The sequence below is a fragment of the Neobacillus citreus genome, assembly GCF_018343545.2.
In the GTDB taxonomy this organism is placed as follows: domain Bacteria; phylum Bacillota; class Bacilli; order Bacillales; family Cytobacillaceae; genus Neobacillus; species Neobacillus citreus.
In genome coordinates this window covers 49,975-68,691 of record NZ_JAGYPE020000012.1, presented here as the reverse complement: position 1 = coordinate 68,691, position 18,717 = coordinate 49,975, and the positions used below count along the sequence as shown (strand labels likewise).

At 39.6% G+C, this 18,717-nt stretch carries 20 protein-coding genes; 7 read left to right on the top strand and 13 right to left on the bottom strand.

Features of this window, described 5'->3' with window-relative positions:
- The first annotated feature begins 86 nt into the window (after positions 1-86).
- The 3 genes from def to rnjA all read left to right on the top strand — a co-directional run bounded on the left by def (position 87) and on the right by rnjA (position 2,964).
- Complete coding sequence (gene def / locus KHB02_RS09270) at positions 87-641, top strand: peptide deformylase (RefSeq protein WP_213140895.1); 555 nt, start codon at positions 87-89, stop codon at positions 639-641.
- A 439-nt stretch (positions 642-1,080) separates the two neighbouring features.
- Positions 1,081-1,290: a DNA-dependent RNA polymerase subunit epsilon gene (locus KHB02_RS09265; RefSeq protein ID WP_213140896.1), complete on the top strand. Its 210-nt coding sequence runs from the start codon at positions 1,081-1,083 to the stop codon at positions 1,288-1,290.
- Positions 1,291-1,296: 6 nt separating this feature from the next.
- Positions 1,297-2,964 carry a ribonuclease J1 gene (rnjA, locus tag KHB02_RS09260; protein ID WP_213140897.1) on the top strand — a complete coding sequence of 556 codons (1,668 nt, stop codon included), beginning with the start codon at positions 1,297-1,299 and terminating at the stop codon, positions 2,962-2,964.
- Between the two features lie 99 nt (positions 2,965-3,063).
- On the opposite strand, the gene KHB02_RS09255 is transcribed toward rnjA, so the two are convergent.
- The 10 genes from KHB02_RS09255 to KHB02_RS09210 form a co-directional block, all read right to left on the bottom strand.
- Positions 3,064-3,723 (bottom strand): potassium channel family protein, encoded by a 660-nt coding sequence (locus KHB02_RS09255; RefSeq protein ID WP_213140898.1) that lies wholly within the window; start codon positions 3,721-3,723, stop codon positions 3,064-3,066.
- Between the two features lie 87 nt (positions 3,724-3,810).
- Entirely contained in the window at positions 3,811-4,728 is a 918-nt protein-coding gene (locus KHB02_RS09250; RefSeq protein WP_213140899.1) for a DUF4349 domain-containing protein, read from the bottom strand.
- A 130-nt stretch (positions 4,729-4,858) separates the two neighbouring features.
- Positions 4,859-5,314, bottom strand: coding sequence for a TlpA family protein disulfide reductase (locus tag KHB02_RS09245; protein ID WP_213140900.1), 456 nt, complete (start codon positions 5,312-5,314; stop codon positions 4,859-4,861).
- Positions 5,315-5,373: 59 nt separating this feature from the next.
- Positions 5,374-6,498 (bottom strand): N-acetyldiaminopimelate deacetylase, encoded by a 1,125-nt coding sequence (locus KHB02_RS09240; protein ID WP_213140901.1) that lies wholly within the window; start codon positions 6,496-6,498, stop codon positions 5,374-5,376.
- A gap of 58 nt (positions 6,499-6,556) precedes the next feature.
- The gene (dapD, locus tag KHB02_RS09235; protein WP_213140902.1) at positions 6,557-7,267 is read right to left on the bottom strand and encodes a 2,3,4,5-tetrahydropyridine-2,6-dicarboxylate N-acetyltransferase; all 711 of its coding nucleotides are present in this window, start codon (positions 7,265-7,267) and stop codon (positions 6,557-6,559) included.
- 80 nt (positions 7,268-7,347) lie between these two features.
- Positions 7,348-8,256, bottom strand: a complete 909-nt coding sequence (locus KHB02_RS09230; protein ID WP_378581847.1) for a LysR family transcriptional regulator — start codon at positions 8,254-8,256, stop codon at positions 7,348-7,350.
- 45 nt (positions 8,257-8,301) lie between these two features.
- The gene (gene cbpB / locus KHB02_RS09225) at positions 8,302-8,745 is read right to left on the bottom strand and encodes a cyclic-di-AMP-binding protein CbpB (RefSeq protein ID WP_213141314.1); all 444 of its coding nucleotides are present in this window, start codon (positions 8,743-8,745) and stop codon (positions 8,302-8,304) included.
- Positions 8,746-8,856: 111 nt separating this feature from the next.
- A complete protein-coding gene (locus KHB02_RS09220; protein WP_213116496.1) occupies positions 8,857-9,093 on the bottom strand; it encodes a YkuJ family protein in 237 nt (78 codons plus the stop codon).
- Positions 9,094-9,318: 225 nt separating this feature from the next.
- Entirely contained in the window at positions 9,319-9,555 is a 237-nt protein-coding gene (locus tag KHB02_RS09215; RefSeq protein ID WP_213140903.1) for a type II secretion system protein, read from the bottom strand.
- Between the two features lie 64 nt (positions 9,556-9,619).
- Positions 9,620-10,831, bottom strand: a complete 1,212-nt coding sequence (locus KHB02_RS09210) for an EAL domain-containing protein (protein WP_213140904.1) — start codon at positions 10,829-10,831, stop codon at positions 9,620-9,622.
- 143 nt (positions 10,832-10,974) lie between these two features.
- Here KHB02_RS09210 and KHB02_RS09205 point away from each other — a divergent pair, with 143 nt between their 5' ends.
- Together KHB02_RS09205 and KHB02_RS09200 are read left to right on the top strand one after the other, a co-directional pair.
- A complete protein-coding gene (locus tag KHB02_RS09205) occupies positions 10,975-11,817 on the top strand; it encodes a C39 family peptidase (protein ID WP_213140905.1) in 843 nt (280 codons plus the stop codon).
- Between the two features lie 804 nt (positions 11,818-12,621).
- Positions 12,622-13,488 (top strand): metallophosphoesterase, encoded by an 867-nt coding sequence (locus KHB02_RS09200; protein ID WP_213140906.1) that lies wholly within the window; start codon positions 12,622-12,624, stop codon positions 13,486-13,488.
- Here the strand turns inward: KHB02_RS09200 and KHB02_RS09195 are convergent.
- On the bottom strand, positions 13,477-15,579 hold the full coding sequence (locus KHB02_RS09195; RefSeq protein ID WP_213140907.1) for a sensor domain-containing protein: 2,103 nt from the start codon (positions 15,577-15,579) through the stop codon (positions 13,477-13,479). The genes KHB02_RS09200 and KHB02_RS09195 overlap by 12 nt on opposite strands.
- A gap of 209 nt (positions 15,580-15,788) precedes the next feature.
- Here KHB02_RS09195 and KHB02_RS09190 point away from each other — a divergent pair, with 209 nt between their 5' ends.
- Positions 15,789-16,268 (top strand): YkyB family protein, encoded by a 480-nt coding sequence (locus KHB02_RS09190; protein ID WP_378580971.1) that lies wholly within the window; start codon positions 15,789-15,791, stop codon positions 16,266-16,268.
- A gap of 126 nt (positions 16,269-16,394) precedes the next feature.
- A complete protein-coding gene (locus tag KHB02_RS09185) occupies positions 16,395-17,543 on the top strand; it encodes an aminotransferase A (RefSeq protein WP_213140909.1) in 1,149 nt (382 codons plus the stop codon).
- 36 nt (positions 17,544-17,579) lie between these two features.
- Here KHB02_RS09185 and KHB02_RS09180 read toward each other — a convergent pair whose 3' ends face one another.
- Together KHB02_RS09180 and KHB02_RS09175 are read right to left on the bottom strand one after the other, a co-directional pair.
- Complete coding sequence (locus tag KHB02_RS09180; protein ID WP_213116503.1) at positions 17,580-17,756, bottom strand: hypothetical protein; 177 nt, start codon at positions 17,754-17,756, stop codon at positions 17,580-17,582.
- Positions 17,757-17,837: 81 nt separating this feature from the next.
- Positions 17,838-18,716 (bottom strand): NAD(P)-dependent oxidoreductase, encoded by an 879-nt coding sequence (locus KHB02_RS09175; RefSeq protein WP_213140910.1) that lies wholly within the window; start codon positions 18,714-18,716, stop codon positions 17,838-17,840.
- Position 18,717 lies beyond the last annotated feature (1 nt).

Below are 18,717 nucleotides of genomic sequence, written 5' to 3'. Positions count from 1 at the left end.
AAGAACCATCACCGTTAACAAATCCCAAAATGTTTGATAGACTAATGAGTACATATGATTTTATTCGAACATAGGAGTGAAGGTTTATGTTAACGATGGATGATATCATTCGTGATGGACATCCCACTTTAAGGATGGCAGCAGCAGAGGTTTCCATGCCGCCAAGTGATGAGGATAAACAGATTCTTGCGAGTCTGTTAGAATATGTTATCAACAGCCAGGACCCTGAAATAACGCAAAAATATGGTCTGCGGCCTGGGATAGGACTTGCAGCACCGCAAATAAATGTATCCAAACGGATGATTGCTGTTCACTGCACAGATGACAAGGGACAGCTTATCAGTTATGCTCTATTTAACCCCAAAATCATCAGTCATTCTGTTGAAAAAGCCTATTTACAAACAGGCGAAGGCTGTCTATCGGTTGATGAATCGATTCCGGGCTTTGTGCCGCGGTATGCCCGTGTCACTGTAAAAGGAACAAGTCTAACTGGCGAGGAAATTAAAATCCGCTTAAAAGGTCTGCCTGCTATTTGTTTTCAACATGAAATCGACCATTTAAATGGCATTATGTTTTATGATCATATTGATAAAAAGGACCCTTTAAAGCCAATTGAAGGGGCTAGCGCAATTGAACGATAATGAGGCTGTTTTAAGAACAGCCTTTTTTTTATGTTTGCTTCCCCCTTATTCCATGTTTATCCATGAAAAATTCAGCCATTTAACCATATAATAATAGTAAAAAAAGGCTCTTTCAAAAAATTTCAATTATCTGCCATCACCACCTTTACATTGGACAAGGATTGTTTAAAATAAGAAGTAAGGAGATGATCCACTATGTTAAAGAAGCTTAGGAAGAAGCTTTTAAAACAGTGGAAAGAATTACTCAGAAAAAAATCGATTGCCTAAACTTTTCGAGCCCTTCAAAGTTGCGAAGGGCTCCTTCGTTATTGTAAATTATTAAAACATGCATTTTTACATACATTTCATAATGAAACTAAGTTTTCCACTGAAAATAATGAAAAAGATGAAAATGTTTTATATAATAGAAAAAGTCATGATGAATTAAGGAGCGAGAATAATGTTATTTAAGGTCTATTTTCAAGAAAGCATTAACGAAGTCCCAGTTAGAGAAAATACAAAAACCATTTTCGTTGAAGGTGAATCAAAACGGGATGTTCTTTCTAAAATTGCGGAACGGAAATTTAATGTGGAATATGTTCAAGAGGTACAAGGAGCCTATTTAGAATATGAGCAGCAAAACGAAAACTTTAAAGTATTGGAGATTTGATAATTTATGAAATTTGTAAAAAACGATCAAGCAGCTGTTTTTGCCCTGGGGGGATTGGGTGAAATAGGCAAAAACACGTACGGGGTACAATTCCAAGATGAAATTATCTTAATTGATGCTGGAATTAAATTTCCCGAGGATGAATTATTAGGAATAGATTACGTCATTCCTGATTACAGTTATTTAGTTAAAAATGAAGATAAAATTAAGGGCTTATTCGTCACCCACGGCCATGAAGACCACATAGGTGGCATTCCTTATTTATTGCGCGAAGTCAATATTCCGATTTATGGAGGGAAGCTGGCGCTTGGGTTAATTAAAAATAAGCTGGAAGAGCATGGTCTACTGCGGAATGCTAAATTAATCGAAATTAAAGAAGATGATGTGATTAAGTTCCGGAAAACATCGGTTACCTTTTTCCGGACAACCCATAGTATCCCAGACTCCTATGGCATTGTCGTAAAAACGCCTCCTGGCCAGATCGTCCACACAGGTGATTTTAAATTTGACTTCACACCGGTCGGAGAACCAGCAAATTTAACAAAAATGGCGGAAATCGGCAAAGAAGGCGTGCTTTGTTTATTATCTGATAGTACCAATAGTGAAATTCCTGATTTCACTATGTCGGAACGTCGGGTTGGTGAAAGCATCGATGATATTTTCCGCAAGGTAGACGGACGAATCATTTTTGCTACTTTTGCTTCCAATATTCATAGACTTCAGCAGGTAACAGAAGCAGCCGTTACCTACGGCCGCAAAGTTGCTGTATTTGGACGGAGCATGGAAGCAGCGATTAATATCGGTCTTGATTTAGGCTATATTAGGGCACCGAAAGATACCTTCGTTGATGCTGGTCAGATTAATCGCCTGCCGGCTGATAAAGTAACCATCCTTTGCACAGGAAGCCAAGGGGAGCCAATGGCTGCGTTATCTAGAATCGCTAACGGTACACATAGACAAATTCAAATTATTCCTGGAGATACTGTGGTCTTTTCCTCATCTCCTATTCCTGGAAACACTATTAGTGTCTCAAGAACAATCAATAGTTTGTTTAGAGCGGGTGCCGAGGTAATCCACGGTAAATTAAGTAATATTCACACATCCGGTCATGGCGGACAAGAAGAACAAAAGTTAATGCTCCGATTAATCAAGCCGAAATTCTTTATGCCTATTCATGGCGAATATAGGATGCAAAGAATGCATGCTAAACTTGCCGTCGATTGCGGCGTGCAAGAAGAAAATTGCTTCATTATGGACAATGGCGAAGTCCTTGCATTATCAGAAAATACAGCTCAAGTTGCCGGAAAGATTCCATCAGGAAATGTATATATTGATGGAAGCGGTGTGGGCGATATTGGCAATATCGTTTTAAGAGACAGAAGAATTTTATCTGAAGAGGGCTTAGTAGTTGTTGTTGTCAGCATCAACATGAAGGAATTTAAAATTGCTTCCGGTCCAGATTTAATTTCACGTGGATTTGTTTATATGCGTGAGTCAGGGGACCTAATCAATGATGCACAAAATTTAATTACCAAGCATCTTAACAAGATAATGGAGCGGAAAACAAGCCAATGGTCAGAAATTAAAAACGAAATTACCGATACACTCGCTCCATTCCTATATGAAAAAACAAAGAGAAGACCAATGATTTTACCAATTATTATGGAAGTATAAAAAAAGGAACCGCTAGGCGGTTCCTTTTTTTAGCTAATAAGAAATTAAACTACGTCTCTGTCTTCGTCCTAACGGACTCGCCAATCGACGAGTTTTCATTTATTCCATCACTTTATGTTCAAACCGGTCTATATCATTGTCGGTGCCAATCACGATCAGTACGTCATTGACATTGATCATTTCGCCTGCATGAGGAGAAACAATGATATCCTCCCCTCTTTTGATGGCCACAATATTCAAACCGTATTTTTTCCGGATATCAAGATCCATAATGGTGTGGCCGCCAATTTTACCGTTTGCGACGATTTCAACGATACTATGTTCATCCGATAACTCAAGATAATCAACAACATTACTGGAGGTCATATTATGGGCGATTCTCCGCCCCATATCCCGTTCAGGATGAACAACATGGTCTGCGCCGATTTTTCTTAAAACCTTTTCGTGATAATCATTCTGCGCCTTTGCGGTTACGCGGCTCACTCCTAATTCTTTTAGAATTAGTGTGGTTAAAATACTTGATTGAATATCATCGCCAATGGCGACAATGACATGGTCAAAATTACGAATCCCTAAACTTTTTAAGACTGTTTCATCGGTTGAGTCGCCGACTACCGCATGTGATGCAATCATCGAAAATTCATTGACCCGTTCCTCGTTTACGTCAATTGCCAATACTTCCATTCCCTCATCTGTTAAGGTCCGGCAGATACTGCCGCCAAATCGGCCAAGACCAATGACAGCAAAACTTTTCTTCACAAACAATTCCCCCAGGAAATTCAATTAGATAACTGGTATTATTTTAACATCCATCATAATTTTTATATAGAGCGAAATTTCAGCGATTTAATCACGGTTTCTCTGCTGCTTTCTTTTTTTATAAATAACTATGCCCACTGCTGCTAATATGATAAATAGTATTATTATCGGCATATTGCCAAATATAAAAACGACCAACCCTGAAAAGAAGGATAACAACAAATTGGTACTCTTCATAAACTGTTTTTTTGTTTTTTCCCAAGTATTTAGTTTGTCCTTTTCAATATCAGGAACAACAATTTTATTTTCATAGAGAGTAATATTTACCGTTGAGAAAGATGTTTGATTTTCGAGATATTTCATTTTCCCTTGTATAGTTTCGATTTCCTCTTGAACAGCCGCTAAATCTGCAGAGATTTTTAAAAGGTCTTCTGTCTTAACTGCCCCATTCATAAAGGAAAGAAGACGTTCCTCCACGACCCGTTTGGATTTTAACCTTGACTCAAGGTCGACATATTCCTCGGTTACATCCTGACCGGTAATATTCCGCTGGAGCACTTCAACTGCTTGCCCCTCTGCATCGTGCAAAAAGTCCTGGAAATGTTTTTGCGGGATTCTTATCATCATATGTCCGCTGATTTGTTCTTTTCCGGCTCTTGCGACATTGGACTCAGCGATATAGCCGCCATATTGGGCTGCTTTTTCTTCAAAAGTCCGGACAGTCCGGTCAAATTTCTTTACACGGAGTTCTAAGTCTGCCTGATAGATGACCATTTTACTTTGAACCTCTATGCTTACCGTTTCAGCAGCCTTATTTGCGGTTGATTTGTCACTAGCAGATAAAGAGGGTTTCTCAGCACTGCCCGAACCTGCAGAATCCATTTGTGCTATGTTTTCCACATTCATTTTTCCACTTTCACTTTTGCTATTGTTCGAGCTGCAGCCTGTCAGTATAACCATCAATGTCATAATAAAAATGATGAAAAGTTGTATTACCTTTTTCATATCTTAAGACACCCCTTTTTTTATAAAATTGTCCATTTTATACACTGACGATTTTATAAGGGGATGGTTACATCTTTTCCTTCTGATAAAAAATAAAATACGGTGCGTGATTAAAACAGAGTCACAAGATTTATTCTGTTTTCTCTAATTCACTCAACACCCGGTTAATTCGTTTTTCGAGCATTTTTAGGCCGCTGCCTCCGGCTTGGAAATGGCGGAGCCTGCCTTCTTTGTCAAACACATAGTAGGCAGGAACATATTTATTTTCAAAGGCAGCTGTCAATTTATGTTCGCTGTCGACAAAAGTCGGCTGGGTGATGCCATGTTCAGCCGCAGCCTGTTTGATATCTTTAATATTTAAATCATTCTCTGACCTTGGCATATGAATTGAGACAACATTCAATTTGTCCTTGTATTGGTCGCGAAATTGATTAATCTGCGGCATAGCTTCTTTACAAAGATGACAGCTGATGGACCAAAAATGAAATAAGGTCGGCTTTTCACCAACTAACTCATCCTTGGTTACCTGACCATTTAGCCACTCAGCCGCCCCCTCTAACTCGGGCATTTCCTCCCTTAGCTTCATCTCTTTTCCCTCCTATGAAATAGACCTAACACGAAGGTTAGGTCTAGCTAAAGCATGCTTTATGATTGATTACCTTTTAAGGCAATATATTTTGTGATCACCCTTACCGCAACATCGATTGCCTCTTCACTTGGTGTTAATTTGGCATGATGCAGTCCGTAGGGGGAATCGACACCGAGCCAAAACATAAATCCAGGAATTTCTTTCAGCATGTAGCCAAAATCTTCCCCTGTCATAGCTTCTTTACATTCTACGAATTGAACCGCATCAGCTTCTTTTATAAAATTTATAAATTCCCTGGTCAATTCCTCGCTATTATACACCTGATGGTACATAGATCCGTAGTCAATTACTGCCTCACATTCAAAACCGGCTTCAATTCCTTTTACAATCGCTTCAATCCGATGCTTGACCTTTTTCATCGATTCCGGTGACAATGTTCGGATTGTCCCCTCTAGCCTTGCTTTCTCGGCAATAATGTTTTGAACAGTTCCTCCGGTGATTTTTCCAATCGTGATCACGGCACTATCTAATGGGTTAACATTTCGAGAAACAATGGTTTGCAGCTGATTAACAAGCTGGCAAGCAGCAATGACCATATCATTGGTTTGATGCGGATAGGCGGCATGACCTCCCTTTCCCTTCAAATCAATAAACAGTTCAGATGTATTTGCAAACAATAATCCTTCTTTCACAGCGATGGTTCCGACTGGATACTCGGGTGCAATATGAAGTGCAAGAATCATATCTGGCATCCATTCTCGCATTTCCTCTGTCCTTAACATCGGTTCGGCACCGCCTGGACCTTCCTCAGCAGGCTGAAAAATAAATAATAAATCGTCATCAATTGGGTTTTCTACAAAAAAGGTCAGCACTCCAAGTGCAATGCTCATGTGAAAATCATGCCCACAGGCATGCATTTGCTCGCTGTGCTGTGAAGAAAATGGAAGACCCGTTTCCTCTGTAATGGGAAGACCATCAATGTCGGTCCTATAACCAATTGTTTTTTTCGAGTTCAACCCTGAAACCTTGACAAAGAGGCCAGTTTTCCATTTTTTTATGGCAACCCGCTCTTGGGGTAATGAATGTATGTAAGCTAATAAATAGGCCTGAGTTTTATATTCTTGAAACCCGAGTTCAGGAATTTGATGAAGATCACGGCGGATTTTAACAAACGGATTCATGATTACCACTCCAATCTATGCAGAAAGCGTGGAACAATTCCACGCTTTTTTGTCTTAATTATAATTGACGAAGTGCGTCTAAAATCTCTGTTTTGGATTTTGTTTGCTCGTCAATATCTTTAATTTTTCTTGCCGGAGTTCCTGCAACCACTGTATTTGGAGGAACGTCTTGGGTAACGATTGCTCCGGCAGCGACAACCGAGCCTTTTCCAACTGTTACTCCTTCAAGAACTACGGCGTTAGCGCCAATTAAAACATCATCTTCAATAATAACCGGTTTTGCTGATGGCGGCTCAACCACTCCAGCCAATACCGCACCTGCACCAATATGACACTTCTTACCAACTGTAGCCCTGCCGCCAAGAACTGCGTTCATGTCAATCATCGTTCCTTCACCAATTACAGACCCAATATTGATGACGGCCCCCATCATGATAATCGCATTATCGCCAATCTCTACTTGGTCACGAATAAAAGCACCTGGTTCAATCCGGGCATTAATATGCTTCATATCCAATAAAGGAATGGCTGAATTACGACGGTCGTTTTCAACAACAAAATCTTCAATTTTTGCCTGATTTGCCTCAAGAGCAGCGCTGATTTCAGACCATTCACCGAAGACAACCCCGGTATTACCATTAATGAATGCTTTTACATTTGCACCAAAGTCAATGCCTTCAAGCTCGCCTTTTACATAAACCTTTACTGGTGTTGATTTTTTGCTATTTTGGATAAAGGATATAATTTCATGCGCATCCATCATTTTCATCTTCTAAATCCCCCTATACTTGTACTAAAAAATACTTTAGCAAACAAAAGCGCTGAAAACAAGAAAAACATATGCTTTATTTAAGATTCCGAAACATATTCTTTAATCAACTCTACAAATGCTTGTACTTGTTTTAATTGAAAAGCCGACTCATATCCAAGAAGCCACGTATCACGGCTTAAAGGTTCATTTTTTTCATTCACAAGGGGAATTTTGCAAATATCTTTTTCTGCCTTCGTTAAGGTAATTCCAGGCAGGATCGCATAGCCAATTCCGTTAAATGCCATTTGTTTGCAGGTTTCAATTTGGTCAACGATAACGGTCCTTTTCGGCGTTGTTTTAAAGTTCCGCATCCACCAATCCTGTATCTCTTGGTAATAATTAGAGTCACTCTTAAATTGGATAAACGGGCGGTCTGTATCAAGGACTTGATCTGGATTGGTGATTTCTCTATCCACCAAATACAGCGGATCATGAAACAGGTGTACCTTAACCCCTTTCCAATCAGGTGTACCGCGAATAATGCCAACATGGACCTGATCATCATACAAACAGTTTAAAATCTCACTGCTCCAGCCTGTTACTAGCGAAAGCTTTACTTGGGGATATTTATCGATAAATTTCTTAAGAACTTGTGGCAGCCAGTTTTGTCCGACAATGGAGGCTACAGCAATTTTTAAAGTACCCGATACGCCCTCTTGCAGGGAGTAAATTGTTTCCCGCACCTTTTCCTCTTTTTTCAGGACCTCGTTTACAAAGGCTATCACATGTTCACCGGCAGGGGTCAGCGCTAATCCTTTTTGTGAGCGGATAAAAAGCTTAGTCCCCCAATCCTTCTCGATGGTTTGCAGACGCTGTGAGAGGGCCGGCTGGGAAACAAACAGCCGTTCCGAGGCTTTGCGCATATTCATTTCCTGTGCCAAGACAGACAGTAGTTGGAATTCCGACAATGATGACACTGTTTTCTCCCCTCCTTTTTCCTTTTTCACCTGCAAAAAATAGCCCCCAAAAAAGGGGGCCCTGCTTTTCGTAAGTTATCTATTACCGCGCTTAATAAACAAATTTAATTGATTTAATACCGTACTTCTTGGCAAAATCCCCTCAAAAAAACCATCTTCCGTTTCAACACAAAGAAATGGTTGGGTAACGAGCAAATCTAAACATTTGTTAAATGGGGTGGATATTGTGACTCTAGGCATAGACTTTTTCATTACTTCTTCTACCCGTCTTTGTTCAAGCTTTTCAAATTCAATTCTTTCAAGACCTAAAATGGAATCCATTATAATGGGTGTACTGATTAAACCATGAAGCTTGTAGGATGGGTCCAAAACAGGAATAGCCGTGTAACCGCTTTTCGTTAACACCAATAAGGCATGTTCCACACTATTTCCGATTTGTACATGTGCGACCCGCTCAGACGGGATAATCAAGTCTTTTATCATTAATTCTAGAAATTCCCCGCTGGGAAGATTAATCATCACCGAAAACTCCTCATGTTTGTTTTTCTACAGACCTATTCTATCATAGTTTTCGGACCTCATGCCAAAAATTGCGATTGCCTTGATAAAAAAAAGGAACCATACAGGCTCCTATTGAATCAAGTCAAAAATTTCGATTGTAATCATATCAATATTATCGAATTGATATCGTTTTGGTTTTTCCTTCTCAAAATAAACCTCTAACTCAAATGTTTCTGTTTTTGGATGGAAAGTGACTTGACATTTCCTCTCCCCATTAACCTCAAAATAACGCTGCGCCGGCTCTCCGCTAGCGGATTGTTCCTGAAGGTTTTTTAATCTTGTTAATATACCTTGAAGCTGTGACATGTGCTTATCTCCTTTCAAACACAAACAAGAATTCTATAAATTAGGTTTTGCATTTGACATGTTTCTATCCTAATGAATTATTTTCATCAATAAAAAAATCATCTTTTAAACATGCCAATATTAAAAGAATAAAATAACGTCCTCTATTTGTCCAAATAAAAATGAAAAAATTGGCTAAAAAATTTTCAAAACGCAAAAAGAAGGCCCTCATTGACTGAGACCTTCTCAAAAAAATCTGATGGCGATAAAAAGTATAATAAATAAAGTCAATGCAAAGAAGATGCCGTAGGATAAAAAAATAGGGTTTTTGACATATACATTTTTTTGAATTCCTTTGTCTAACTGGGTATCAAATTCACCCTCCAAAGCTTTTTGCTGCCTGCCAAGGGCAAGTGTATAAATGAGGGAGACAGCCAAAATACCAACAATAAGAATGGCAACCGTCATTTCAAAAAGAGTCATTGAGCATTTCTCCTTTAAAGATAAACTATATCTTTAAATTGCCACTCCGTGACACATTCTATTCTTACAGCAATTGATCGTGTTCAAACAAATATTGGTATGAAATATCGATAAATAAATATTCACTGCCAGTGATTGGAAACGAAAAGGTTCGAATCGGCTCGCCGGTTTCAATATCACTATATAGGTCAGACAATATGCCTTTTCTTTCATTCCGCATTTTGATGATGTTCTCTAGAAAATACGGTCTCCAGCTCCAGTTTTTATTGATATATTCAGTCTGGATGCTCCAGCCTCCGTCTTTCTTAAAAAGATTGGCCGACTTTTGAAAGCCGTCTTCATCACAAATATATAACCGAAAGACGATATGATCCATTTCTTTTCCCAGGACATGCAGGAGCTCTTCAAAACCGGACTTCCGGTTTTTCGTTACAATTTCCTGAACCTTTGCTTGAAAATATTCAGCAGTTGTATAAACAGCTTCCAATTTTCTTTTTTCATATACAATAAAGTCATGGAATTTTTCCTTTAATCGGGGTTTTAAGAAATCTCGGCTGATAAATTCCGCGGCTGGAGGGTGCAAATAAAAACCCTGATAATAACGGCCGCCATTTTTCCAAGCAAACTGCAGCTGGTAGCTCATCTCAATATTTTCAAACAAGAGCGTTGCTCCAATTTTTCTAGCAAGGACCGATACGGAAAATAAAACATCATTGAAATTGGTACCAGTTGAGGTTGATTTTAAAGCTTCTAAATTAATTTTTAAAATGTCCGGTTCAAGCTCCCCGATTCGTTCGAAAAAACGGTTTTCACTGCCAAGATTTGCAATGGCAATTTTAATTCCATAGGTCCGATAATATTGTAAAAGGTTATCAAATTGGTCTAAATCTCCTGAGTATTTGTGATCAGAAATTTCAAGAACAATTCGACTTAACCTAAAACCCTTGCTTTCGAATTCTAAAAGCTCCTGAAGAAATGGTTCTCCATGTCCATACATAAGCAGCTCAGCATTCCGGTTCAGGAATATGCTGACATCTTCATCCAGCTCCTCTGCCTTTTCCAGCGCTTTTCGAACTAAAAGCAAATCAACTTCGAATTTATATTCTTCAGGAATTTGTTCATCACAAAAAAACGGACCTAAGCTTATAACATTTTCTGCTGATTTATATCTTCCTAATACTTCATAGGCGATTACACGCTGTTCATCGGCACTAAAAATCGGCTGGAAATAAGGAAAAACATCATTTAGATTTGAGAGTATTTCCAGTGCATCCATCCAAAGTACCTCCAAAAAATTGTTAATTTCATTATACCATACGCACAGGTATTACCGTCTGTTCTTTGCCAAAAGGATACCATTATAACTCTAAAGAAACAATCAAACAATATTCTTAGCTCTTCAAAAGAGGAGGTAAGGATGTGAAAAAGCTAAGTCTGTTCGCTTTAATCCTTCCATTGCTTGGATGCAGCCATGTTGATGAAAATTACGAAGTGAGTTCTAAGCAAAACAATATTAAGCAAGAGCCTCCGATCATTGAGGATGAAAAACCCAAGAACGTTGCTTCTACAAAAGAGGATAATCGCTCCTATAATTTAAATGACTTAAACAGTCAGATCATAAATATAAGCCAAGAAAAGGAAACAGCAAAGCCATTTGTAAAGAAGGACTCCACTTTATTGGACGTTATCATAATCAGGCAAACCCCTGAGCTTAGAAACGGATGTGAAGTGACCAGCCTTGCAATGATGCTAAACTACGCCGGGATTCAAACAAACAAAATGGAGTTGTACCGGCTGATAAAAAAAGACCCCGATCCGCTCATCAAATCACCAAAAGGTGATTTCTTGCATTGGGGGAATCCCGATCACGGATTTGTTGGTGATATGACCGGCAAACAACCGGGGTATGCTGCTTTTGAGCAGCCAATGATTGATTTAATAAATCAAAAGCTGCCGGGGAGAGCCGTTAATTTGACCAAGCAGCCATTTGAAAAAATATTGGAACATGTTTCAAGTGGGTTTCCTGTCGTGATCTGGACAACAGGTGATTACCGGCTCCCAGATCGGTGGGAAGCATGGAATCATGGAAAAGAATCTATAAAAACACCGCTTGATTTACACGTCGTCTTGCTCGTCGGCTATGACGAGGGTCATGTATATCTGAATGATCCACTTTCAGGAAAAAAACAAGTCAAAGTAAACAAAGATCAATTTATCGCTTCATGGAATGCCCTAGAAAATCGTGCCGTCAGCTACAAATAAACGACAAAAAGCAGCCACCCCGGCTGCTCAGGCTATCGAAAAACTTTCGATAGCCTTTTATTTTTGCTCTTTTTTTAGTGATACACCGCTTTTTACAATATTATTAATCTTTAGGCTTTTCAACAAGTCTGTTGAATGGCACTCCAGGCACTTCGCTTTCCGCGGGCGTGCCGGCGAGCCTCCTCGTCGCTTCGCTCCTGCGGGGTCTCCCCTGCCCCGTACTCCCGCAGGAGTCTTCGTGCCTTCCGCGCCATTCAACAGGTGTTTTACAATTAAGACCTTCAACTACAATAAAAATAAATATAAAATAAGTGGTGAATTCAATGTTTTAGCCAAAAGTAAATAGCCAAAGTGATGTGAATTTGTTTCAATTGATGAATTATTTCCTCACGAATTCTTACTGCAGCCTGCCAAAATATGAAAAAGATTGTAACACCCTAGCAGGGCTGGAAAATGTGTGTTGCTATACAGGTGAATTGTCTCCCTGTTGATTGGAGCGGAGGGCACTCGACTCCTGCGGGATATAGAGGTCACTGGAGACCCCGCAGGCGCTTTTAGCGCCGAGGAGGCTCCAGGACCTCCCCGCGGAAAGCGAGTGCCCGGAGTGGAAATCAGCAGGCCTAGTTGCAGAGACAATCATATAGATTTACACAAAACAAAATGCGTCGTCCAGGCTGCTTTTTATTGGTATCTTTTATGATTTTTCAGAATAAACACTAACATGAGCCTTTATTCTTGCAATAAGCTTTATTTTTCCTGAAAATACATAAGGGACTCTAATAAAAAAATAGGCTGGTAATAAAAATGTTTCAAAATTTAACTCGGAGGACGTTTATTAAAAGAACATTTGGTTCCCTGCTAACAGTCCTCGGAATGGGGGCTGGGGGATATTATTATGCAAATCGAATTGAACCATCTCTTCTTGAAATTAAACAATTGGAAATCATCCATGAACGAATTCCCAGCAGCTTTAATGGAAAAAAAATAGTCCAATTCAGCGACACCCATCTTGGTTTTCAATATACCTTGGATAAGTTTACAGGTTTAGTTGATACTATCAACGACCTCCAGCCGGACATTATTGTTTTTACGGGCGATTTAATGGACGAGCCAAATAAATATTTGAAAACGAATCAGCTCGCGCCAATTCTAAAAAAATTGCATGCGCCATTAGGAAAGTATTGTATATATGGGAACCATGATCATGGCGGTTATGGCTCAGAAATATATCGGGAAATTATGAACACAGCGGGTTTTACTATCCTGTTAAATTCAGCGGTTTCAGTTACCTTAGAGGATAACAGTTTTATCAGCCTGCTTGGGATTGATGACCGCATGTTGGGCAGACCTGATATAACGACAGCGATAAAAAATGTGCCAAATAATTGTTTTAAAATATTATTATCACACGCGCCAGATATGGCCGATACGGCAAGTTCATACCCCATCGACTGGCAGCTGAGCGGACACAGTCACGGCGGTCAGGTTAAACTTCCGTTTATCGGCGCTCTTGTTATACCGCCTTTTGCGAAGATTTATCAGGAAGGTCATTACATTGTCTGCGGCGGCCATGAGCTAAATCTTTATGTAAATAGGGGAATCGGAACGACACGCCTGCCTTTCCGATTTATGGCCAAGCCAGAGCTTACAGTGTTTACTTTAAAAAGTTAAAAAACGATCTTCCAGCAAGGCTGGCGGGATAGGCTCTGAATAATAAAAGCCTTGAATTTTGTGGCAGCCTGCCTGAATCAAAAATTCAGCCTGTTCTTTCCTCTCAACGCCCTCGGCAATCACTTCAAGGCCAAGGCTTCTGCCAAGGTGGATAATGGTCGATGTGATTGCCGCATCCTTATCGTCGTCTAATATCTCCTTGATGAACGATTGGTCGATTTTCAGACAATCAAGCGGGAACCTTTTCAAATAGTTTAACGATGAATACTCTGTTCCAAAATCATCAACTGAAATTAAAAGCCCCAAGTCTTTTAGCTTTCTTAGCAGGGGGATTGTTTCCTTCATGTCCCGCATAATGCCTTCAGTAATTTCAATTTCTAATGACGTAGGCTGAATTGAATATTTATTAATCATCGATTGAATAAAAGAAACCAAATTAGGCTGTTGAAATTGTTTCGGTGAAATATTTATGGCAATCCGTATACCCATGATCCCTTTATCATTCCAGCTTTTAATCTGTTTACAGGCATTTTCTATTACCCAATTCCCTATGGAAACAATAAGGCCTGTATCTTCAGCGATTGGAATAAAAACCCCTGGGGAAATCCAGCCGAATTCTGTATTCTTCCAGCGCAGAAGCGCCTCAAAAGATGCAGCTTTCCCGGTCCGGACATCTATTTGGGGCTGATAATACAATGTAAGCTCGCCCCTGTCTATCGCTCTTCTTAGATGAGTTTCCAGAGTTACAATATTGGTAAATAACGAATTCATATCTGATCGATAAAATTGGTAATGGGCCCGGCCTCTCTCCTTAACGCGAAAAAGCGCCTCATCTGCATTCTTAATTAACATTTCTGCATCCTTCCCATCATTCGGGTACATGCTGATTCCAATGCTTGGAGAGATAAAATACTCATGGGAATTAAAATAAAAGGATTGAGAAAAGGAAGTAAGCAGCTTACCTACAAAAAAATTAGCCCCGGAGCGATTTGTGTTTAGCAATAGAATAGTAAACTCATCCCCGCCAACCCGGTAAATAAAACAGCATTCATTCTGGAATTGTAATAACCGGTTGGAAACCTGCTTTAAAATTTCATCACCAGCCAAATGTCCAAGCGTATCGTTCAAATATTTAAATCTGTCCAAGTCAATTGTGATTAAGGCGAACTCTTCTGCCGGATGATGGTCAGCCGGGATACGTTCATTTAAATGTTCTAGCAGGGCCCGGCGGTTATATAATCCTGTCAATTGATCATGAAATGCCATGAATTTTATCATTTCCATGTTTTTTGCCTGCTCTGACAAATCCCTTAAAATTATGTAGACGCCGTTTATTTCCCCGTATACGACAATTGGTACTGTTTTTATATGCACAATGAGCCGTTTCCCTTTATTGTTCAAAATTTTACAATCCAGTGACTCAAGAGAAAAACCGGAACACGTCTCTTCGATAAGACCTTTAAACTTTTCCAAATCATGGTCATCAATTAAATCATAAATCGACCGATTTGACAGATGCCTTTCCAATGACCCCGTCAAAACAGCAGCAGCCGGGTTTGCTTCGATTATTTTTCCTTCCGGGCTAATGATAATAATTGCATCCAAGTTATGGTCAACTATAGACCGATAACGCTGCTCACTTTCGGCGATTCTTTTTCTCTCAAGGGACCATTCGGTAATATCCCTTGTAACTGCAACAATATAACGGATGGCGTTATCCTCATCATAGATTGGAGTTAAGATGGATTCCCCGTAAACCTCTTTCCCGTTATCTCCATAAAACACATCGTCAAAAGTAATGATTTCCCTTTTTTTTAATAGTTTCTCATACATTCGCTGAAGCGATTTGGCAGAAGCCTCTGGCAGAACATCCTGAAAAGACCTCCCTATCGCTTCCACATTTAAGTTTGCCTTTCTCATTCCCGCCTCATTGATAAACAGGTATCGAAAGCTTGGGCCTTCTTCCACTTTGACGACAAATACCATATCCTGTATATATTGAAAAATAATATCGAAGATGATTTCCTGTATTTTAGGCCCGGCTTTCCCGGATTCAATTTCACTTATAAAAAACTGATTGAATTGGGTCATTTCATCATCCTCACGAACAAAATAAAATTTTTTCCTTATCCTATACCATATTTCTAAATTTATTTTACAACGAAATAATTTGATTGGAAGTAATTTATAGAAAATAATGACTATTCTACGAAAGTTTTTCCTCTTTTACTTATTGTATTTCTATTTTCCTAATAAAAACGGTATAATATAATTGTCTAAAAAAGAAAGGAGATATGATTTTGAATCCCGACCAGAAATCCCCCCATAAAAAAGTAAACCTAACCATCGAAAACCTCTCACAAGCTGTCTTTATCGTGAACCGGCATGCAAAGACAGCGCCAAATCCCAAGTTTTTGTATAAACTAAAACAAGAATCATTAAAGAAATTGATTGAAGAAGGAAAAGCAAAAAAAGTCGGTCTTCACTTTTCCGAACATCCCAGAAATAGTCAGCAGCAATCCGATGTTTTAGTAGAATGCGGAAATTACCTATTTCACATTCCGCCTACTAAGAGTGACTTTATGGATCTTCCTCATTTAGGAAAATTGGACGGACATATCCGAAATCCAAAGGCAGTACTATCCCTTAATGCAGCAAAAGCCCTGTTGCAGGCCTATACAGGCATAACCGAGTTAGATCCTCCGCCAGGCAGCCCGAAAAAAAGGCCTCGGACCTATCAAAAACCGATCTTTAAAAAGTTGGGTGAAAGATATTCATAGTGGTTTAAAAGCCGGACTTTTCCGGCCTTTTTCATTTGTTCTAAATAGTAGAAACATCTTTTGTAAATATTCTATAATTAAGCAAAATAACTTTTATTAATTTTATCTCGGGAAGGACGGACAATTTTGGAGCATTTACTTAATGAACGTGTAAAAAATATTGAAATTTCAGGGATTCGAAGGTTTTCCAATATGGTTTCCCATGTTGAGGACGTGATTTCCTTAACAATCGGGCAGCCTGATTTTCCTACACCGGAGCATGTAAAAAATGCGGGTATCGAAGCAATTACTGATAATTTTACCTCTTATACACATAACGCCGGCACAATAGAATTAAGAAAGGCTGCTTGTGAATTTGTAAAGAAGAAGTATCATTTGGACTATCAGCCGGAATCGGAAGTAATCGTCACAATGGGAGCTAGTGAAGCAATTGACATTGCTTTAAGGACCATCTTAACGGAAGGCACCGAGGTTATTTTACCCGGACCGATTTACCCGGGTTACGAACCAGTGATTCGAATGATGGGGGCACAGCCGGTCTATAGCGATATTCGCGAAAATCAGTTTCGCTTCACGCTGGATATGATAAAACCATACATAACAGAAAAGACTCGCTGCATCGTCCTCCCTTATCCATCAAATCCTACCGGAGTTAGTCTAAACGAAGGAGAGCTACGGGAAATAGCGGATTATTTAAGGGATAAAGATATTTTCGTTCTTGCCGACGAAATATACAGCGAGCTTTCCTATAACCAGACGCACTATTCGATCGCAAGCTTTCTTAAAGAACAAACAATCGTCATTAACGGATTATCCAAGTCCCATTCAATGACGGGCTGGCGAATCGGCTTTTTGTTTGCTCCCGAGAGTATTGCCAAGCATATCTTAAAGGTTCATCAATATAATGTTTCCTGTGCAAATTCCATTGCTCAAAAAGCAGCATATGAGGCGCTTACAGCAGGGATTGATGATGCCCTTTCCATGAAAAAGGAATATGAAAAGCGTCGTGATTATGTCTATCAGCGCCTTGAGACAATGGGTTTTGAAGTGGTCAAGCCAGACGGGGCCTTTTACTTCTTTATAAAAATTCCAAGCACGATTGCTTTGAATAGCTTTGATTTTGCGGTTAAACTCGTGAATGACGCAAAGGTAGCAGTAGTACCCGGCAGTGCTTTTTCTGAATACGGAGAAGGATATTTTCGTTTATCCTTTGCCTGCTCAATGGGCACGCTTGAAGAAGGACTAAATCGAATCGAACAGTTCTTAAAAAAGTAAAAGAGGCCAATCAGCCTCTTTTACTTTTTTAGGGATTCATCCCTTATATTTTCCGTTATTTTTCGCAGCTTTTACCTTTTTTGCCTTATCATGATGAATTTTATTCGTATCGGCAGAGCCCATTTCGTGGGCAAATTCTTCATTTAATACTGCAGAATCAAAACCTTTTTTGTTTTTTTGCTGCGGGTCGTTTTTCTTTGTTCGCTTTGCCATAAACATTCCTCCTATTTAGGTTTCTCGAATAGTTTCATGAAGACAGGAGGAATTTATGCCTGGCAGTTTGTGGCCGGTCCGCTACTTTTTCCAGTACTTATATAAAGCTTGAGTACCGCTGTTTTCTTCACCCAGCGAAGCCAGTTTATCATACATGGATTTTGCCAAAGCCAATCCTGGCACTTCCATATCCATACGTTCAGCCTCATCCAAGGCTATTTTCATATCCTTAATAAAATGCTTTATGTAAAATCCAGGCTCAAAGTCCCCTTTTAACATTCTCGGCGCCAGATTGCTCAATGACCAGCTTCCAGCAGCACCTGCTGTGATACTTTTTAAAACAGTTTCAGGATCAAGTCCTGCCTTTTCTGCATAAATAATGGCTTCACAGACACCTATCATATTAGAAGCAATCGCAATTTGGTTGCACATCTTGGTATGCTGTCCTGCTCCTGCCTGTCCTTGGTAAACAATATTGGTTCCCAACAATTTTAATAGCGGGTGAACGGCTTCAAAGGCATCGTAGTCTCCGCCAATCATAATGGAGAGCTTTGCATCCCTAGCACCGATATCACCGCCGGAAACAGGAGCATCAATCGCATGGATGTCTCTTTTTTTAGCCTCATTGTATATTTTTTCAGCCAGAGAAGGTGAAGAAGTCGTCATATCAATATAATAGCTGCCCGGAATTCCATTTGGAATTAATCCGTTTTCACCCAAATAGACCTCCTCAACATCGTTTGGGTACCCTACCATCGTAATGACCACGTTTGCCTTTTCAGCAACGGCCCTCGGGGTTTCCGCCCATAAAGCTCCTTTTTCAATTAATCCTGCAGCTTTGTCTTTTGTTCTTGAATAAACCATTACAGGGAATCCGGCAGCGAGCAGATGACCTGCCATACTTTTACCCATCACACCGATTCCAATAAAACCGATTACTGTATTATCTGGTGTTAACAAA